This is a genomic window from Achromobacter sp. CF-sbj1-Ac2-l, from assembly GCF_052698165.1.
Genome location: NZ_CP199855.1, coordinates 2,737,968 through 2,756,033, shown reverse-complemented (window position 1 = coordinate 2,756,033; position 18,066 = coordinate 2,737,968). Strand labels below are relative to the sequence as shown.

The window sequence follows — 18,066 nt, the reverse complement described above, 5'->3', positions numbered from 1 at the left end:
AGGCTAACCATGCACCTCAAACACTTCCTGCAAACCGGCCTGCTGGCCGCCACCCTGGCCGCGGGCGCCGCGCAGGCGCAGAACGTGGTCCTGTACTCGTCCAACAACACCGAGACCATCGAGACCGCGCTCGACGCCGTCAAGAAGCAGTCGCCCAAGCTGAACGTGCAGCCGGTCACCGGCGGCACCGGCACCATGATGAAGCGCATCGAGGCCGAGGCCCAGAACCCGCGCGGCGACCTGTTCTGGAGCGGCGGCTTCGGCACGCTGGGCGCCTACCGCCAGCACCTGCAGCCCTACCGTCCGGCCGACATCGACAAGATCCCGGCCGAGTTCCGCGGCCCGGACGATCTGTGGGTCGGCACCAACGTGCACATCATGGTGCTGATGGTCAACGAGCGCCAGTTGAAGGGCCTGGCGGCGCCGGCCACCTGGTCCGACCTGATGCAGCCGCAATGGAAGGGCAAGTTCGCCATCACCGATCCGTCCAAGAGCGGCACCGCCTACATGCTGGTCTACGGCCTGTACAAGCAGTTCGGCCAGGAAGGCCTGGACAAGATCGCCGCGAACGCCGTGGTCACGGCCTCGTCCGGCACCACCTACAAGGGCGTGGCGGCCGGCGAGTACGCGGTCGGCATGACGCTGGAATACGCCGCCCAGGAATACGTGGCCGGCGGCCAGAAGGAGATCAAGCTGGTCTACCCGACCGAGGGCAGCTACCTGGCGCCGGAAGGCATGTTCATCATCAAGGGCGCCAAGAACATGGAGGCCGCCAAGGCGCTGTACGACGGCCTGCTCAGCAAGGAGGCGCAGGAAGCGCAACTGGTGAAGAACTTCCGCCGCCCGACCCGCAGCGACATTGCGGTGGCCAGCCTGACCACCCTGCCCGACTTCAACAGCATCAAGATCTTCCCGGTGAGCCAGGACGCGGCCGCCAAGGAGTACGAAGCCGTCGTCGCCGCCTGGAACCAGGCGGTGGCCAAGGCCAAGTAAGGTCCGCGCCAGAGGTTTGCGCCAAGCAAGAACGCCACCTTCGGGTGGCGTTTTCGTTTCAGGCTTGCGCCGCTGGCGCGGGCCGCAGCGGCCGGTCGCGTCCCGCCTACGCGGCCATGCGTCCCGCCGCCAGCACCACCTGCCGGCCGCAACGCGCCGCCAGTTGGGGATCGTGCGTCACCAGCACCAGCGTGGTGCCGTGCTCGCGGTGCAGGTCGAACATCAGGTCGATGACGGTGACGCCGGTGGCGGCGTCCAGGCTGCCCGTGGGTTCATCGGCGAACAGCAGGTCGGGCTGCACCACGAAGGCGCGCGCCAGCGACACGCGCTGCTGCTCGCCACCGGACAGGGTGCGCGGATAATGATGCAGGCGCGCCCCCAGCCCGACGCGCTCGAGCATGGCCTGGGCCGCCTCGCGCGCCGGCTGGCCCGCCAGTTCCAGCGGCAGCATGACGTTTTCCAGCGCGGTCAGGTTCGGCAGCAACTGGAATGACTGGAACACGAACCCCACGTGATTGGCCCGCAGGCGCGCGCGGCCGTCCTCGTCCAGGGCGAACAGGTCCTGCCCGGCCAGGCGCACGCTGCCCGCGCTGGGAACATCCAGCCCGGCCAGCAGTCCCAACAGGGTGGACTTGCCCGACCCGGAGCTGCCGGTGATGGCCACGGCGCTGCCCGCCGCCACCGTAAAATCGATGTCTTCCAGGATAGACAGCGTCCCGCCGGCATCGGCCACCCGCTTGCCCAGCCCTTTCACCTCGATCGAATTCTTGCTATCCATGCGCCTGATTCCCCTGATTCGCCGTTCACTACTGATATCCACGCTGGCCACGGCCACCCTGATGGCGCCCGCCCACGCTCAGACCGCCCCGGCAGCCCAGGGTTCCGCGCAACGCACCGTGCTGGTGGTGGGCGACAGCCTGGCCGCCGAGTACGGCATCAAGCGCGGCACCGGCTGGGTGCCGCTGCTGTCCGCGCGGCTTTCCGAACAATACCCGAAGTACAAGGTGGTCAACGCCAGCATCAGCGGCGACACCACCAGCGGCGGCGTCGCCCGCCTGCCGGCGCTGCTGCGCCAGCACAAGCCGGCGGTGGTGGTGCTGGAGCTGGGCTCGAACGACGCCCTGCGCGGGCTGCCGCTGAACATGACGGAGCAGAACCTGCGCGCCATGGCGCAGGCGGCGCGTAAAGCCGAGGCCGAGGTGGTCATCGTCGGCATGCAGATCCCGCCCAACTACGGCCGCGACTACACCCAGCGCTTCGCCCAGGTGTTTCCCACCGTCGCCAAAGACGAAAACGCCCGGCTCGTGCCCTTCCTGATGGAAGGTATCGCAACGAACCGGGCGATGTTCCAGGCCGACGGCATCCATCCCAACGAGGACGCCCAGCCCCAACTGCTGGACAATGTGTGGCCGGCGCTGCGGCCCTTGCTGCAATGACGCGGGCCTGAGCGGCCCGCGACCTGCCGCGCGGCCGATCAGCCCGCCGCCTGCTGCGAGGCGTCGCCGCCGCGGATGGCGTCGGCGGCCGCCGGCAGCACCTGCACCTTGTATTCCTCGCGCAGCATGCGCACCAGCGCTTCGCTCTCGGCCTGGCCCCAGGCGCCCGCCAGTTGCTGCGCCAGGCGTTCCTTGTCTGCGGCCTCGACCGTGCCGGCCTCGACCTTCTCCAGGCGCACCAGCGTGTAATCGGCGCCCGACTGCACCCCGGTATAGGCCGGCAGCTTGGCGGCCGGCAGGCGCATCACGGCGTCCAGCACCGAGCGCGGCAGGTTCTTGGGATCCTGGCGCGACACCACCAGCGGACCGCCGAAGCCTTCCGGCGCGGCGGCCGGGTTGGCCTGATCGGCCGCCAGCGCGGCTTCGCCGGCCTTCTTGGCGGCTTCGGCCGAACGCTCGTCCAGCAGCTTGGCGCGGATCGAATCGCTGACCTTCTCCAGCGCCGGCACGTGGGCCGGTTCCACGGCGGCCACGCGCACCGCCAGCATGGTGTCCGGCGACAGCTCGATCACGCCGGAGTTCTGCTTTTCACGCAGCACGTCGGGCGAGAACAGCACCTGGCGCACGCGCGGGTTGTCCAGCAACGCCGCGTCCGGGCTGTCCACGGCGGAGCCCGGGCCGGCCTGGTCGGCGGGCAGCAGGCCTTCGCGCGTCACGCCCGAGGCGGTGCGCAGCTTCAGGCCGACCGCGTCGGCGGCCGGCTGCAGGCTGTCGCGCTGGTCATAGACCTGCTTGTTCAGTTGGCTGGCCATTTCCGAGAAACGCACGGCGGCCAGTTGCTTGCGCACTTCAGCGGTGATCTGGCTCTTGACCTCGGCCAGCGGCTTGATCGAGGCCGGCTGGATCTCGGTGACCTTGATGACGTGGAAGCCCGACGGGCTTTCGACCACGCCCGACACCTGGTCCTTGGACTGGCTGAAGATCGCCTTTTCCAGCGGGCCGGACAGCATGCCCGGCGCCAGCCAGCCCAGGTCGCCGCCATTGGCGGCCGAACCGGCGTCCTGCGAATTTTTGCGGGCCAGCTCGGCGAATTGCGCCGGGTCGGCGGCGGCCTGCGTGGCCAGAGCCTCGGCCTTGGCGCGGGCGGCCTTGCGCGCATCGTCCGAGGCGCCGGCCGGCACTTCGATCATGATGTGGCTGGCGCGGCGGCGCTCGGGCTGGCCGAAGCGGTTCTTGTTCTGCTCGTAGTACGAGGCCAGGTCCTCGTCCTTGACCTGCACACCCTCGGTGGCGGCGGCTTCGTTCAGCACCAGGTACTGCACCTGGACCTGCTCGGGAATCTGCAATTGCTGCTTGTTGGCGTCGTACCAGGCCTGGATGTCGGCCGGGGTGACCGTCACTTGCGAGCGGAAATCGGCGGCGGCGAAGCGGCGCAGTTGCACCGTGCGCTGCTGCGTCAGGGCGGTTTCGAGCGACGCCACCACTTCCGAAGGCGCGCTGGCCGACTGGCCGACCGGCTCGAGCACGCGGGCCACGGCCAGATCGCGGCGCAGGCCGGCTTCGAACGACGTCGGCGACATGCCCTGGGCCGCCAGCACCTGGCGGTAGCGCTCGGGCGAGAAGCGGCCGTTGTCCTGCACTTCCGGGATCGCGGCAATGGTATTGCGCAGCGTTTCGTCAGACACCGAGAAGCGGTTGTCCACGGCCACGTTCGCCAGCAGGCGCTGGTTGATGAGCTGGTTCAGCAGCGCTTCGCGCAGTTGCGGCGTGTCGATCACGGCCGGGTCGAACTGCGCGCCCAGGCGCTGCCGATATTGTTCAAGCTGGTTGCGGTGCGCCTGGTCGAACTCCGAGCGGGAAATGGGCTGGCCGGCGACCGTCGCCAGTTCCGGCTCCTTGCGCATGAAGCTCTCATAGCCCTGAATCCCGACGAGGAAGAAGGAAGGCACAATCAGAAGCAGCAGGATGAACTGCATCCAGCGCCGGTGGCTGCGAATAAATTCGAACATGGAATCCCTGTTGCCGCACTCGGGAGGAGACTTCCGCCCGGGCCGCACGAAAACGCATAAAAAAAGGCGAATCTCATTCGCCCTATTCCCATACCGGTCAAACCGGGTCAGCGGGCGGATTTTAGCATTTCTCATTCGTCCCGCAGCGTCTGCTTACATCGACCCGCCCGGCGCCCCCGCGCGCCCGACGACGAGGCTTGCCACCCCCACGGAAGCCGGCCCGGGTCAACCCGGGAAACCCCGGTTTTCGCCTTCCGTCCCCCCTCGTATCGTGACCTTCGGGCCGCCACGCCACGCCCGCCGTCTTCCTTCCTTTCTCACAGAGGTGACTTTCCATGCCGTTCCCGCTCTCACGTCCGCTCGTCCTGCGTGCCGCGCTCGCCCTGGGCTTCCTGGGCAGCGCCTCCTTCGCCGCGCTGGCCGCGCCCGTCGCCGCCGTGCATGAAGCCGCCGAGCAGCAGAAACAAGGCATGCTCGACACCATGCGCGACCTGGTCAACATCGAATCGGGCAGCAGGGACGTGGAAGGCGTCGAACGCATCGCCGCCCTCATCGGCGAACGCTTGAAGGCGCTGGGCGGCACCGTCGAGATCCTCCAGCCCACCGACATCTTCCGCCTGGACGACACGCCGGAGCGCGTCGGCCCCATGGTGCACGCCGAATTCAAGGGCAGTGGCCAGAAAAAGATCATGCTGATCGCGCACATGGACACCGTCTACCGCAACGGCATGCTCAAGGACCAGCCCTTCCGCATCGACGGCGACCGCGCCTATGGCCTGGGCATCGCCGATGACAAGCACGGCGTCGCCATCATCCTGCACACCGTGGCCCTGCTGCAAAAACTGGACTTCAAGGATTACGGCACCCTGACCGTGCTGATCAACGGCGACGAGGAAATCAGCTCGCCAGGCGCCCGCGCCACCATCACCCGCCTGGGCGCCGACCAGGACGCCGTCTTCTCCTTCGAAGGCGGCGGCGCCGAGGGCCGCCTGACCCTGGCCACCAGCGGCATCGGCGCCGCGTACCTGACCGTGCAGGGCAAGACCTCGCACGCCGGCGCCCGTCCCGAGGGCGGCGTCAACGCCCTGACCGAGCTGTCCCACCAGATCCTGCAACTGAAAGACCTGTCCAAGCCCGAGGAAGGCCTGAAACTGAACTGGACCGTGGCCCAGGCCGGCACCAACCGCAATGTCATCCCCGGCCAGGCGACCGCCCAGGCCGACGCCCGCGCCCTCAAGGTCGCCGACTTCGACGCCCTCGAACGCACCTTGCAGGAACGCATCCAGAAGAAACTGCTGCCCGAGGCCAAGGTCAGCGTCAAATTCGAAGTGCGCCGCCCGCCGCTGGAAGCCACCCCTGCCTCGCGCGCCCTCGCCAACCACGGCGTCGCCATCTACCAGGAACTCGGCCTGCCCATGAAAGTCATCGACCGCGCCAGCGGCGGCGGCACCGACGCCGCCTTCGCCGCCCTCAAGGCCCGCGGCCCCGTCATCGAAGGCATGGGCCTGAGCGGCTTCGGCGCCCACTCCAACGACGCCGAATACATCCAGATCCCCTCCATCGTCCCCCGCCTCTACCTGGCCGCCCGCATGATCATGGACGTCTCCCAGGACAAGGCCCCGATGAAATAAGCGCCGGGCGCCTCCGGCGGCGCAACCCTACGAAGGCCGCCCCTGCCCCCAGGCGGCAGGCTCCCCGCCCCCAAATCCCACCTCCCACCCCCGGATGCGCTCGCGCGAGCAGCCGCAACGTATGTCCGACAAGGCCGCGCAGGGCGGCCTCGTCGGACGGGCGCCAGCAAATCTTTCAGCCCCCCCCACTCCTTCCCACAAAGCCCAAGCACACCGCCCACCCCAGCGACGCCCCGAACTTTCCCCACCGCGAGCGGCTGCGGGGCCGTGGCGCGGGGCCGGGGCGTGTAGAGGCGCGCGCGATGGAATCCGAAGGAGCCGCAGGCGACGAGGATGAGCACGCGCTGTCCGGCGCGCAGGCGCCGGACAAGCCTCGTAGCCCCGGCCCCGCGCCACGGCCCCGCAGCCGCGCCAAAAGAACCGAACCCGCGACACAGGCACGAAGCAAGCCCCCCCCGCACGACAGGAAAGGAACCCCCAGAACAGAGTATCCTTCCACCCTGTCCCAAAGAACCCCAAAAGCATCAAAGAAATGACCGCATCCCTCCCCACCTGGCCCTATTCCCGCCACATCGCCCACCGCGGCGGCGGCCGCCTGGCCCCGGAGAACACCCTCGCCGCCATGCGCGTCGGCGCCGAACACGGCTTCACCATGTTCGAATACGACGTCAAGCTCAGCCGCGACAACGTCCTCGTCCTGATGCATGACGACGACGTCGACCGCACCTCCAACGGCCACGGTCCCGCCGCCGCCAAGACCTTCAGCGAACTGGCGCAACTGGACTTCGGGAGCTGGCACTCCGCCGCCTACGCCGGCGAACCCCTGCCCACCTTCGCCGCCGTGGCCCGCTACACCGTCGCCAACGGCATCGCCAGCAACGTCGAGATCAAGCCCTGCCCCGGCCGCGAAGCCGAAACTGGCGCCGCCGTCGCCCTGGCCGCCCGTGAACTCTGGAAAGGCGCCGCCGTGGCCCCGCTGCTGTCCTCCTTCGCCGAGGAAGCCCTGCAGGCCGCCAAGGACGCCGCGCCCGAACTGCCGCGCGCCCTGCTGGTCGAGAAGGTGCCCGCCGACTGGCTCGACCGCCTGGTCAAATACGACTGTGTCGCCCTGAACATCAACCAGAAGGACGCCACGCGCGAACTGATCGACGCCGTGCACGCCGCCGGCTACCGCATCGCCGCCTGGACCGTCAACGACCCCGAGCGCGCCCGCCTGCTGCTGGATTGGGGCATCGACGGCATCTTCACCGACGAACTGGCCGCCATCCGGCCGGCCGCCTGAGGCCCCCGCCCCGTGTTCAGCTATCGCCACGCCTTCCACGCCGGCAACCATGCCGACGTGCTCAAGCACGCCATCCTGGTCCACACCCTGGACTACTTCAACCGCAAGGACGCGCCCTACTGGGTCATCGACACCCACGCCGGCGCCGGCCTGTACAGCCTGGACAGCGACTGGGCCGCCAAGACCTCGGAATTCGCCGACGGCATCGGCCGCCTGTGGGAACGCGACGACCTGCCGCCCCTGCTGGCCGACTACGTCGCCCGCATCCGCGCCTTCAACACCAACGGCCGCCTCAAGCGCTACCCCGGCTCGCCCTGGCTGACGCTGGACGCGCTGCGTCCGTCCGACCGCCTGCGGCTGTTCGAAATGCACCCGACCGAGATCGACACCCTGGTCGGCAACCTCGAACACATGGACCGCACCGCGCAGCGCCAGACCACCATCTACGGCGACGACGGCTTCGAAGGCGTCAAGGCCCTGCTGCCGCCGCCGACGCGCCGCGGCATGGTGCTGATCGACCCGTCCTACGAGGACAAGAACGACTACCGCCGCACGCTGATCACCGTCAAGGAATGCGTCAAGCGCTTCGCCACCGGCACCATCGCCGTCTGGTATCCGCTGGTGCAGCGGCGCGAGGCCAGCGAAATGGCGCGCCACTTCGAGAACCTCAAGGTCAAGAGCTGGTTGCACGCCACGTTGACGGTCAAGAAGGCCACCATCGACGGCTACGGCCTGCACGGCAGCGGCATGTTCCTGATCAACCCGCCGTGGACGCTGCACGACGCCCTCAAGCAGGCCATGCCCTACCTGGCGCGCGAACTCGGCCAGGACGAGCGCGCCGGCTTCACGCTGCAGTACCGCGAGAATCCGTTCCCCGTGCCGAAGAAGCAGTCGGACGACTGATTGCCGCCCGGCAGCGCATGAAAAAACCGGCCCCGCGTTGCACAACGCGGGGCCGGTTTTTTCATGCAGGGCGCGCGCGGCCCGCTCAGGATTCGCCGACCACCGTCAGGCGCCAGATTTCCAGCCCGCGCACCAGGATCTCGCCCGCCTCCGCGATATGCGCCTCGAGCAGCCGGCAGGCCCGCTCGACCTCGCCATGGCGCACGGCGTCCAGCAGCTCCAGGTGCTCGCGCTGCGAGCCTGGATCCCATGCGACGCACGACGCCGTCACATGCATGTAGCGCGTGCGCGATTCATGCAGCATGTCGATCGTCGCCAATAGCCGCGGCATCGCGCACGGCCGGTACAGCGCCTCGTGGAAGGCGCGGTTGGCCGCCTCCCAGTCGCGCATGTCGCGCGCCTGGTCGCCCGCGTCGATCGCGGCCTGCGCCCGCGCCAGGTCGCCGGCGCTCATCGCCGCCATCGCATGGCGCAGCGCCAGCGATTCGAGCGCGCCGCGCATCCGCGTGATCTCCACGATCGACGCCTCGTCCAGCGAACTGACCCGCACGCCCTTGCGCGGCTCGCTCACCAGCAGTCCGCGCGCCTCCACACGGCGGAACGCCTCGCGCACCGGCACATGGCTGGCGCCGAACTCCGCCGCCAGCGCGTCCTGACCCACCCGCTCGCCGGGCCGCAACTGGCCTGTGATGATGCGCTCGACCAGCGCGCGCGCGATGCGTCCAGGCAAGGTGTCGTCGTCGTCGCGCGAGGCGCCGTGGGCCAGGGTCATGCCGCCTCCCGCGCCTGCCAAAGCGGGCCGCAGGCGGATTGCGTGGCGGCGGCCAGACTGCCGTCCGCGACCCGGGCGCGCAATAGCGCGATGTCGTCATGGACCCAGCGGTCATCGCCAAGCATTGGCGGCACCACCGCCCGCACCGCGGACCAGGCCGCGGCTGTGCCCGCGCCGACCGGATAGGCGGCCAGATCGGGCTCGGCCAGATCCAGCGCCTGCGCGGCCAACAGCAGCTCGACAGCCACCACCGCCTGGCTGTTCTCGACCACGGTGCGCGTGCGGCGCGCCGCGAAACACGAGTTGCTGATGTGGTCCTCGGTATTGCCCTTGGCGGGCAGGCTGGTGGCGCTGGCCGGGCCGCACAGGCCCATGTTTTCCAGCACCAGCCCCGTGCCCATGCTCTGTGCCACCGAAAAGCCGGTATTGATGCCGGGGCGCTGCGCGATCAGGTTGGCCGGCAGGCCGAAATTGCAGGCCGGGTCGACCAACCGCGCGCTGCGGCGGTCGCAGATCGCCGACAGGTCGGTCACCGCCAGCGCCAGCAGATCCATGGCCTGGGCGATGTATTGCCCATGGAAGTGGCCGCCCGAGACGATGGCGTAGCCCGCGTCTTCCGGGAAGATCAGCGGGTTGTCGGTGGCGCTGTTCATTTCGGTCGCGAGGATGCCGTCGACGTAGTCCAGCGCGTCCAGCACCGGTCCGTAGACCTGCGGCACGCAGCGCAGCGAATAGACGTCCTGAATGCGCGGGGCCAGCGGCGGCGCGTGCGGCGTGCCCGCCTGCGCCGGATCCAGGCCGGGCGTCCCGCGCAGGCGCACCTGTCGGGCCGGCTCGGTGCAGCGCCGGCTGCCCGCCACCAACTGGCGAATCGCCGCGGCCACCCGCCGCTGGCCGCGATGCGGACGCGCCAGCATGACGCGGTCCTCGAAACACGACAGTTCGCCGCGCAGCGCCTCCAGCGTCATGGCCATCGACAACGTCGCGCCGCCCAGCAGCTCGCGCGCGTCGTGCGCGGCCAGCACCGCGTAGGCGAGCGAGGCCGTCGCGCCGTTGATCAGCGCGGTCGCGTCCTTGGCCTGCACGTCCATCGTGGCGGCCATGCCGGCCTGTTCGAAGGCGCGCGCGGCCGGCATCACCTCGTTCCGGTAGGTGACGCGCGATTGCGGCAAGCCCATCAGGGCGCCGCTCATCAGGGCCAGGGGCGCCAGGTCGCCGCTGGCGCCGACGCTGCCCTTGGACGGCACCACCGGCGTGATGCCGTGGTTCAGCATGGCGATGAGCCGGTCGATGATCGCGACCCGCACGCCGGAATGATTGCTGGCGAAGGCGTTCACGCGCAACGCCATCATGGCCCGCACCACCTCGTCCGGCATCGGCTCGCCCGTGCCGGCCGAATGCGAACGCACCAGGCTGGCCTGGAATGTGGCGATCTCCGCCGGCGCGATGCGTTGGCTCTTGAGCGCCCCCACGCCGGTATTGAAGGCGTACATCAGCGGCGCGGCGTCGTTGAGCCAGTGCGATTCGATGTAGCCGCGCGTGGCGTCCAGCGCTTGGCGGGCGGCGTCGGCCAGGGCGACGGTGGCGCCGCCGCGCGCGATGGCAACGACGTCCTCGGCGCGCAAGTGCGCGCCGTCCAGCGAAATGACGGGAGTGTTCATGGGCAGGGGCCTGGTCAATTTTTATAGATTATCTATAAAATTTCCTGACGTGACAAGAAATCCACGGTCCGTGCGAGGCCCCCTCTCTTCCCCGGCCCGCCCCGCGCCAGTCGCGCCAACTGCGCCTGCCCGGACGGCCGCTCAAGACGAAGAAGAGGCTGCCCCGCGGGCAGCCTCTTCCATGCATGGCTCGCCCTCAGGCGGCCGCGCCTTCCGCTTCCACCTGGCGCAGCGCCTCCTGCGCCCGCGCCAGCTTGGCGGCCGCGTCGCGCAGCGCGGTGCGCAGGCCTTCCTCGATGACCGGATGGTAGAACGGCATTGCCAGCATGCGCGCCACGGTCAGCTCCTGTTGCACGGCCCAGGCCAGCAGATGACCGATGTGCTCGGCGCTGGGGCCGACCATTTCCGCGCCCAGGAAACGGCCGGTGGCGATATCGGCGTACACGTGCAGCAGGCCGCGGTTCTTCAGCATCACCCGCGAACGACCCTGGTCGCCGAAATCGACCTCGCCCGTCACGAAGGTGCCCGGCGTCAGGCGGGCATGGCCCTGCCCGGCCAACGCGATCTGCGGATCCGAGAACACCACCGCCAGCGGCGCGCGGCGCAGGCCCTGGCGCACTTCCGGATAACGCGCCGCGTTCTCGCCGGCGATGCGGCCTTCGTCGGCCGCCTCGTGCAGCAGCGGCGCGTCGGCGTTGGCGTCGCCGGCGATGAAGATCGCCGAATCGCCCGCCTGCATGGTGTCGCGGTCGAACAACGGCACCCCTTGCGCGTTCAACTGCAGCGAGGTGTTCTCCAGGCCCAGGCCGTCCACATTGGGGCGGCGGCCGGTGGCCACCAGCGCGTAGTCGAAGCGTTCAGTGCGTTCGGTGTTGTCCAGCGCCACGTAGCGCACCTCGACCTCGTCGCCCACTCGCTGGGTTTCCAGCACGCGCGCATCCGGGTCCAGGTAGAACTCCTGCTGGAAGATCTTGCGGGCGCTGTGGCGTACCTGCGGATCGCTGATGCCGCCCAGGCTGCCGCTGACGCCGAACACGCGCACCTCGACGCCCAGCCGCGCCAGCGCCTGGCCCAGTTCCAACCCGATCACGCCGGGGCCGAACACCGCCACGCGGCGCGGCAGGTCATCCCAGGCGAACACATCGTCGTTGAGCACCAGGCGGTCGCCCAGCCCCCGGAACGGCGGCGGCACCGACGGCCGCGAGCCGGTCGCGATCACCACGCGGGACGCATGGATCTCGGTGTGGTCGTCGACCCGCAGCACCGTATCCGATTCGAAGCGGGCGTAGCCGCGGATCTTGTCTTCGGCCGGGATGTTCTCCACGCCCTCCAGCACGAAGCCGACGAAACGGTCGCGCTCGCGCTTGACGCGGTCCATCACCTCTTCGCCGTTGACCGTGACCTCGCCCTCGACGTGCACGCCGAACGGCGCGGTATGCGCGGCGTGATACGCGGCCTCGGCGGCGGCAATCAGCAGCTTGGAAGGCATGCAGCCGACGCGGGCGCAGGTGGTGCCATAAGGACCGCCTTCGATCAGCAGCGCGCGCTTGCCCGCGGCCTTTGCGGCGCGGTAGGCGGCCAGGCCGGCGGTGCCGGCGCCGAGGACGGCGATATCGGTGTGCAGAGTCTTCATGAGTGGGATCCCCCGGTGTAGCGTGGAGCAGACATTGTCAAAGGCGGATTCCGCCTTGTTGCGCACCCTCAGGGACGAACGCCGTCCCGCGGCGCCCGCCGGGGCCGCGCGAAGATGCGGAAAAAGGGAAACCGGCGCGCCGGACCGCTCCTCGCGGGAGCGGCCGCGGCAAGGGAAAGGGAGCGCGTCCCCTTCCCGCCAGCATCAGGCGAAGTGCGCCTTCAGGTCGTCCAGGCCGCCGATCAGCGAACCGTTGATGAACACCTGCGGAGCGGTGCCCTTGCCGGACACGGCGCCGATCACGCGGCCGCGCACCTTGTTCTCCAGCGGGATCTCGATCGGGGCATAGCCCTTGTCTTCGAGCAGCGCCTTGGCTTCCACGCAGAACGGGCAGCCGGGCTTGGAGAACACCACCACCTGGTCGGGCTTCTTGGCCGTCGGGGCGAAGTGAGCCAGCATGGTGTCGGCGTCCGACACTTCAAACGGGTCGCCTTCCTTCTCGGGCTCGATGAACATCTTCTGCACCACGCCGTCCTTGACGAGCATGGAGTAGCGCCAGCTGCGCTTGCCGAAGCCCAGGTCGCTCTTGTCGACCAGCATGCCCATGCCGGCGGTGAATTCACCGTTGCCGTCGGGCAGCAGCGTGATGTTGGACGACTCCTGGTCCTTGGCCCATTCGTTCATGACGAAGGTGTCGTTGACCGACACGCAGACGATGCTGTCGACGCCGGCGGCGGCGAAGGCCGGAGCCAGTTCGTTGTAGCGCGGCAGGTGGGTCGACGAGCAGGTCGGCGTGAAAGCGCCGGGAAGCGAAAAGACCACGACCGTCTTGTTCTTGAACAGGTCGTCGGTCGTGACCTTTTTCCAGGTGTTGCCCTCGCGGACGGGGAACGTTACGTTGGGAACACGTTGGCCTTCACGGTTTTGCAGCATGCAATCTCTCCTTGGGGTAGCGGGGTCTTGTTCAACCACCATGGAAAGAATGATAAACGTCAGCTATCAATTATTCAAATTTAATTAATTTAATTGATTGATAGCTTAAATCAATAACCTAATGACCACCGCCAGGCTTTTTCTATCATACGCCTGGCGGCGGCGGGCCATCACACGCGCTGCGGCTCGTAGCCGGCATCGCGGATCGCGGCCTCGACCTTATCGGCCTGGTCGGTGCCCGTGACGGTGACGCGATGCGCGGGCAGGTCCACCGCCACGCTGGCGCCCGGCGCCGCCGCCGTCACCGCGCCGGTGATGGTCTTGACGCAGTGGCCGCAGGTCATGTCGGGGACTTGGAATTCGATGCTCATGGTGTTCTCCGGGGGGATCAGGGGGGATTGCCGCACCGCCTCCGGTGCCAGCTCAACCCCAGCTTAGACCTTCCCATTATAGGAAGGTCAAGCGTAGAATAGTCCTTGACCTTCCCATCATGGGAAGGATGAAACTGGGGTCTTCCTACCTCAACCGAGACAGCCATGAGCGTTGCCAACCCTTCCGTCGAGCTTGAACTTGCCATCGAAGGCATGACCTGCGCGTCCTGCGTGAAGCGCGTGGAAAAGGCCCTGACCCGCGTGCCGGGCGTCGCCCAGGCCCAGGTCAACCTGGCCACCGAACGCGCCCTGGTGGCCTATGATCCGGCCGCGGCCCAGCCCGATGCCCTGGTCGCGGCCGTGGTCAAGATGGGCTACGAGGCCCGTCCGATCGCCGCCCAGGACGACCACGCCGAACGCCAGTCCGAAGCGCGCGACGCCGAGGCACGGCGCCTGCAGCGCGCCTTCATCGCCGCCCTGGCGCTGACGCTGCCGGTGTTCGCGCTGGAAATGGGCTCGCACCTGATCCCCGCCATGCACCACTGGGTGCTGGCGAACATCGGCCAGCAAAATAGCTGGCTGCTTCAGTTCGTGTTGACCACGGCGGTGCTGGCCTGGCCCGGCCGCCACTTCTTCAGCAAGGGGCTGGCGGCCTTGTGGCGCCGCGCGCCCGAGATGAACTCGCTGGTCGCGCTGGGCGCCGGCGCGGCCTGGGGGTATTCGGTCGTCGCCACCTTCGCCCCCGCCTGGCTGCCGGAGAGCGCCCGCAACGTCTATTACGAAGCCGCCGCCGTCATCGTCACGCTGATCCTGCTGGGCCGCACGCTGGAAGCGCGCGCCAAGGGCAAGACCGGCGCCGCCATCAAGCGCCTGATCGGGCTGCAGCCGCGCACCGCGCGCGTCATGCGCGACGGCCAGCCGCGAGACATCGCCATCGAGCAGGTGCGCAAGGGCGACATCGTGGTGGTGCGCCCTGGCGAAAAGATCCCGCTGGACGGCGAGATCATCGAGGGCAGCTCGTACGTCGATGAATCAATGCTGACCGGCGAACCAGTGCCCGTGGAAAAGCAGCCGGGCATGCAGGCGACCGGCGGCACGCTCAATACATCCGGCAGCTTCACGCTGCGCGTCACCCACACCGGCGCCGACACCATGCTGGCCCGCATCATCCGCATGGTCGAGGCCGCCCAGGGCGCGCGCCTGCCGATCCAGGCGCTGGTGGACCAGGTCACCGCCTGGTTCGTGCCGGCCGTCATGGGCATGGCGCTGCTGACCTTCCTGGCCTGGTTCTTCCTCGGCCCCACGCCGGCGCTGTCGCATGCGCTGGTCAACGCAGTGGCGGTGCTGATCATCGCCTGCCCCTGCGCCATGGGCCTGGCCACGCCGACCTCGATCATGGTCGGCACCGGCCGCGCCGCCGAAATGGGCGTGCTGTTCCGCCAGGGCGACGCCCTGCAGACGCTGCGCGACGTGCAGGTGGTGGCCTTCGACAAGACCGGCACCCTGACGCTGGGCAAGCCCACCCTGACCGAACTTGCGCCGGCCGCCGGCTTCGCCGACCGCGACGTGCTGCAATGGGTCGCCTCGGTGCAGGCGCGCTCCGAACATCCGATCGCGCTGGCCATCGTGGCGGCCGCCGCCGAACGCCAGATCGACCTGTTGCCGGCGGAAGGCTTCGCCGCCATCACCGGCGCCGGGGTCGAAGCCAGCGTGGCCGGCAAGCGCGTGCTGGCCGGCGCCGACCGCCTGATGGCCGAGCGCGGCATCGACGTCAGCGCCTTCGGCCAGCGCGCCGAACAATGGGGCGACGAGGGCAAGACGCCGATCTACGTCGCCATCGACGGCCAGGCGGCCGCCATGATGGCCGTGACCGACCCGGTCAAGCCGTCGGCCGTGGACGCCATCGCCGCGCTGCACGCACAGGGCCTGAAGACCGCCATGATCACCGGCGACAACCGCCATACGGCGCAGGCCGTGGCGCGCCAATTGGGCATCGACGAAGTACGCGCCGAGGTGCTGCCCGACGGCAAGGTCGAGGCCATCGCCGCGCTGCGCGCCGGCGGCCGCAAGCTGGCCTTCGTCGGCGACGGCATCAACGACGCGCCGGCGCTGGCCGCGGCCGACACCGGCATCGCCATCGGCACCGGCACCGACGTCGCCATCGAGGCCGCGTCCGTGGTGCTGATGGCCGACGATCTGCACGGCGTGCCCAACGCCATCGCACTGAGCCGCGCCACGCTGGCCAACATCCGCCAGAACCTGTTCTGGGCCTTCGCCTATAACGCCGCGCTGATCCCGCTGGCGGCCGGCGCGCTGTACCCGGCCTACGGCCTGTCGCTGTCGCCGATCTTCGCGGCCGGCGCCATGGCGCTGTCCAGCGTCTTCGTGCTGGGCAACGCGCTGCGCCTGAAGACATTCCGCCCCCCGCGCGCCGCGCACTGACGCGCCGTTCTTCCAGGAGACCGCATATGAACATCGGACAAGCCGCGCAGGAATCCGGCATCTCGGCCAAGATGATCCGCTACTACGAGAGCATCGGCCTGATCGGCCCGGCGCTGCGCAAGGACTCGGGCTACCGGGTCTACAGCGAGCACGACCTGCACACGCTGCGCTTCGTGCGGCGCGCGCGCGACCTGGGTTTCTCGGTGGAACAGATGAACGAGCTGCTGGCGTTGTGGCGCGACCGCAGCCGCGCCAGCGCCGACGTCAAGCGCATCGCGCTCGAACACGTGGCCGAACTGGAACGCAAGGCCTGCGCGCTGCGCGACATGGCCGCCACGCTCAAGCACCTGGCGCACAACTGCCACGGGGATGATCGACCCGACTGCCCCATCCTGGAAAACCTGGGGCGCTCCCAGTAAGAAAAAGGGCAAGCCAACCGGCTTGCCCTTCTTGCATGCGGCCCGGCCGACGCCGGGGCGGGTCACGCCTGGCTTTGCGCCGGCGTCTCGCCCTCGGCCGCGACGCGGGCGTGGTAGGCCTCGGTGGCCGCCTGCTTGGACGCGGCCTTCTCGGCGGCCGCGGCGGCCTTTTCCGCTTCCGCGGCGGCCGCATCGGCCGCCTGCTGCAAGGCGCGCTGGCGGGAGCGCTCCTGCACTTCGCGCACGCCCTCGGCATCCAGCGATTCGAACACCGCGATCGACTCCACGTGCCCGGTGTGCGGGAACATGTTGATGACGCCGGCGCTCTTGAGCAGGTAGCCGCCCTCGTGCACCATGATGGCGGCGTCGCGCGCCAGCGTGGCGGGATTACAGGACACGTAGACGATGCGACGCGGGCGCTCCTCGGCCTTCAGTTGCGACAGCGCCTGCGCCACGGCCTGCGCGCCTTCGCGCGGCGGATCGATCAGCATGCGGTCGAAGAAGCCCAGGCCGCGCAGCCATTCGACGTCCACCTCGAACAGGTTGAGGGTGGCGAAACGGGTGCGCTCGCCCAGCCCGTGGCGCGCGGCGGCCTCATGGGCGCGGTCGGTCAGCGCCTTGCTGCCCTCCACGCCCACGGCCTCGCGGCCCTGGGTGGCCAGCGGCAGCGTGAAGTTGCCCAGGCCACAGAACAGGTCGGCGACGCGGTCCGTCGGCTGCACTTCCAGCAGCGTGAGCGCGCGCGACACCATGGAACGGTTGATGGCGTGATTGACCTGGGTGAAGTCGGTCGGCCGGTACGGCATGCGCAGGCCGAATTCGGGCATGGTGTAGGTCAGCGCGTCGCGATGCTCGGGCACCAGCGGATGCACCGTGTCCGGGCCCTTGGGCTGCAGCCACCATTGCACGTTGTGCTTGTCGGCGAAGGCGCGCAGCACGGCGATGTCGTTGTCGGTCAGCGGCAGCAGGTGGCGCAGCACCAGCGCGGTCACGCCGTCGCCCAGCGACACTTCCACCTGCGGCAGGCGGTCGGGCGCGGACATCGACGCGATCATGGCGCGCAGCGGCATCAGCAGGTCGCTGACGTGGCGCGGCAGCACATGGCATTCGCGCATGTCGGCCACGTAGCTGCTCTTGCGCTCGTGAAAGCCCACCAGCACCCCGCCCTTCTTGGGCACCACGCGCACCGACAGGCGGGCGCGGTAGCGATAGCCCCAGGTCGGGCCATGCAGCGGCGCCAGGATGCGGGCCGGCCGCAGCTTGCCGACATGCCAGAAGGTGTCTTCGAGCGAACGCTGCTTGATCGCCACCTGCGTGGACGGTTCGAGATGCTGCATGGCACAGCCGCCACAGACGCCGAAATGCGGGCAACGGGGCGCCACGCGCTGCGACGAGGGGCGCATCACCTGGTCGACCCGCGCGATTTCATAGGACGGTTTGCGGCGCACGGTGGTCGCCGTGACCCGCTCGCCGGGCAAGGCGCCTTCCACGAACACGACCTTGCCATCGCGACGGGCGATGCCCCGGGCTTCCAGGTCCAGGGATTCGATACTCAAAACGTCAGACATCTCACGCAGTCCA

General features: G+C 69.0%; 15 protein-coding genes. 7 read left to right on the top strand and 8 right to left on the bottom strand.

What is annotated here, in order from left to right:
- Positions 1-9: 9 nt before the first annotated feature.
- Positions 10-993 (top strand): ABC transporter substrate-binding protein, encoded by a 984-nt coding sequence (locus ACUDCK_RS12665; protein ID WP_064523029.1) that lies wholly within the window; start codon positions 10-12, stop codon positions 991-993.
- A 106-nt stretch (positions 994-1,099) separates the two neighbouring features.
- Here ACUDCK_RS12665 and ACUDCK_RS12660 read toward each other — a convergent pair whose 3' ends face one another.
- A complete protein-coding gene (locus tag ACUDCK_RS12660; protein ID WP_049073475.1) occupies positions 1,100-1,771 on the bottom strand; it encodes an ABC transporter ATP-binding protein in 672 nt (223 codons plus the stop codon).
- Between ACUDCK_RS12660 and ACUDCK_RS12655 the strand changes: the two genes are divergently transcribed.
- Positions 1,770-2,429 carry an arylesterase gene (locus tag ACUDCK_RS12655; RefSeq protein ID WP_162876562.1) on the top strand — a complete coding sequence of 220 codons (660 nt, stop codon included), beginning with the start codon at positions 1,770-1,772 and terminating at the stop codon, positions 2,427-2,429. The genes ACUDCK_RS12660 and ACUDCK_RS12655 overlap by 2 nt on opposite strands.
- A 38-nt stretch (positions 2,430-2,467) precedes the next feature.
- On the opposite strand, the gene ACUDCK_RS12650 is transcribed toward ACUDCK_RS12655, so the two are convergent.
- On the bottom strand, positions 2,468-4,438 hold the full coding sequence (locus ACUDCK_RS12650) for a SurA N-terminal domain-containing protein (RefSeq protein ID WP_054502666.1): 1,971 nt from the start codon (positions 4,436-4,438) through the stop codon (positions 2,468-2,470).
- Positions 4,439-4,773: 335 nt separating this feature from the next.
- Here ACUDCK_RS12650 and ACUDCK_RS12645 point away from each other — a divergent pair, with 335 nt between their 5' ends.
- From ACUDCK_RS12645 to ACUDCK_RS12635, 3 genes are all read left to right on the top strand, one after another.
- Entirely contained in the window at positions 4,774-6,069 is a 1,296-nt protein-coding gene (locus tag ACUDCK_RS12645; RefSeq protein ID WP_175167368.1) for a M20/M25/M40 family metallo-hydrolase, read from the top strand.
- 532 nt (positions 6,070-6,601) lie between these two features.
- A complete protein-coding gene (gene ugpQ, locus ACUDCK_RS12640) occupies positions 6,602-7,351 on the top strand; it encodes a glycerophosphodiester phosphodiesterase (RefSeq protein ID WP_006388171.1) in 750 nt (249 codons plus the stop codon).
- Positions 7,352-7,363: 12 nt separating this feature from the next.
- Positions 7,364-8,254 carry a 23S rRNA (adenine(2030)-N(6))-methyltransferase RlmJ gene (locus tag ACUDCK_RS12635; RefSeq protein ID WP_054502668.1) on the top strand — a complete coding sequence of 297 codons (891 nt, stop codon included), beginning with the start codon at positions 7,364-7,366 and terminating at the stop codon, positions 8,252-8,254.
- Positions 8,255-8,339: 85 nt separating this feature from the next.
- On the opposite strand, the gene ACUDCK_RS12630 is transcribed toward ACUDCK_RS12635, so the two are convergent.
- The 5 genes from ACUDCK_RS12630 to ACUDCK_RS12610 all read right to left on the bottom strand — a co-directional run bounded on the left by ACUDCK_RS12630 (position 8,340) and on the right by ACUDCK_RS12610 (position 13,624).
- Positions 8,340-9,026, bottom strand: coding sequence for a GntR family transcriptional regulator (locus tag ACUDCK_RS12630; RefSeq protein WP_116793577.1), 687 nt, complete (start codon positions 9,024-9,026; stop codon positions 8,340-8,342).
- On the bottom strand, positions 9,023-10,687 hold the full coding sequence (locus ACUDCK_RS12625) for an HAL/PAL/TAL family ammonia-lyase (RefSeq protein WP_175167369.1): 1,665 nt from the start codon (positions 10,685-10,687) through the stop codon (positions 9,023-9,025). Before ACUDCK_RS12625 ends, ACUDCK_RS12630 begins: the two co-directional genes overlap by 4 nt.
- Before the next feature lie 196 nt (positions 10,688-10,883).
- A complete protein-coding gene (locus tag ACUDCK_RS12620) occupies positions 10,884-12,320 on the bottom strand; it encodes a dihydrolipoyl dehydrogenase (RefSeq protein WP_175167370.1) in 1,437 nt (478 codons plus the stop codon).
- Positions 12,321-12,524: 204 nt separating this feature from the next.
- Positions 12,525-13,253, bottom strand: a complete 729-nt coding sequence (locus ACUDCK_RS12615; protein WP_175167371.1) for a glutathione peroxidase — start codon at positions 13,251-13,253, stop codon at positions 12,525-12,527.
- 170 nt (positions 13,254-13,423) lie between these two features.
- A complete protein-coding gene (locus tag ACUDCK_RS12610) occupies positions 13,424-13,624 on the bottom strand; it encodes a heavy-metal-associated domain-containing protein (RefSeq protein ID WP_064528716.1) in 201 nt (66 codons plus the stop codon).
- A gap of 165 nt (positions 13,625-13,789) precedes the next feature.
- Here ACUDCK_RS12610 and ACUDCK_RS12605 point away from each other — a divergent pair, with 165 nt between their 5' ends.
- On the top strand, positions 13,790-16,066 hold the full coding sequence (locus ACUDCK_RS12605) for a heavy metal translocating P-type ATPase (protein WP_175167372.1): 2,277 nt from the start codon (positions 13,790-13,792) through the stop codon (positions 16,064-16,066).
- A gap of 26 nt (positions 16,067-16,092) precedes the next feature.
- Positions 16,093-16,485 carry a Cu(I)-responsive transcriptional regulator gene (gene cueR, locus ACUDCK_RS12600; RefSeq protein WP_020927477.1) on the top strand — a complete coding sequence of 131 codons (393 nt, stop codon included), beginning with the start codon at positions 16,093-16,095 and terminating at the stop codon, positions 16,483-16,485.
- A 62-nt stretch (positions 16,486-16,547) separates the two neighbouring features.
- On the opposite strand, the gene rlmD is transcribed toward cueR, so the two are convergent.
- Complete coding sequence (gene rlmD, locus ACUDCK_RS12595) at positions 16,548-18,053, bottom strand: 23S rRNA (uracil(1939)-C(5))-methyltransferase RlmD (protein WP_175167373.1); 1,506 nt, start codon at positions 18,051-18,053, stop codon at positions 16,548-16,550.
- Between the last annotated feature and the right edge of the window lie 13 nt (positions 18,054-18,066).